Below are 844 nucleotides of genomic sequence, written 5' to 3'. Positions count from 1 at the left end.
CGAATGTGATGGGTTGAGGAGCCGGATGCGTTAATCGCGCACGTCCGGATCTGTGGGGGGCGGTGATGGTGACATTGCCGTCTACCTGACCACTTTATGCGCAGGTCGCTTCGCTCCCATTTTCGCGCATAAAGCGCCCAAAGCAAGCTGCCGCTGCTCGCAACGTTAAGCGATAGAAGAGCAACCTCATGTTTGGCCCAATTCTAATTATTGCCATTTCCCTGATTTTACTTATTGTTCTTTTGAAAAATGCTGGTAAGGGAGTGGAGAGCAAAAGGTGGCCAACTACAAGAAGATTGGTTGTTTACAATAAAGTACATACCCGTGCTACAACGACTGGTAGCGATATCCTCGAAGGGAATCGGAGCCCCACAAGCACGCTTGCTTTAGAATACAGCTATACGGTAAACGGAAAAAAGTACAAGTCTTCAACTATAAAATTTCTTCGCGGAGAAAGTAACAACTTTTTCATTGAAAGAATAATTGGGAGAAAGTATCCCGTCGGAAAGAAGGTCAATGTTTACTATAACGTTAGAAATCCTAGTGAAGCGTGCTTAGAGCCCGGTCTAGCTTTTGGCGCTATACTCGGTTTCCTTATAGTTCTTTCGTTCCTTCTTTGCGGTGTGGTCTTCGCAGTGAAATTCGCTTAACAAGGTGCTGCAGCTGACGGCTTACTTTATGCACCTTTTGCGCGGTCGCTTCGCTCCCATTTTCGCGCAAAATGCGCATAAAGTAAGCCGCTGCTGAGCACGGCGTTAAATGCCACTAGAAAAATAATGTGCCTCTGTAAATTACAACCAAAACTAGTCGATATCAGTAACTCGCATACGGAGTTCAAATCCAA

At 45.7% G+C, this 844-nt stretch carries 1 protein-coding gene; it reads left to right on the top strand.

Annotation, left to right across the window (positions count from 1 at the left end; translation table 11 throughout):
- Positions 1-188: 188 nt before the first annotated feature.
- Positions 189-650, top strand: coding sequence for a DUF3592 domain-containing protein (locus tag FDY93_RS19280; protein WP_138237385.1), 462 nt, complete (start codon positions 189-191; stop codon positions 648-650).
- Positions 651-844: the final 194 nt, after the last annotated feature.

Source organism: Microbulbifer harenosus (genome assembly GCF_005771435.1).
GTDB lineage: Bacteria > Pseudomonadota > Gammaproteobacteria > Pseudomonadales > Cellvibrionaceae > Microbulbifer > Microbulbifer harenosus.
This window is presented reverse-complemented; position numbering and strand designations above follow the sequence as displayed.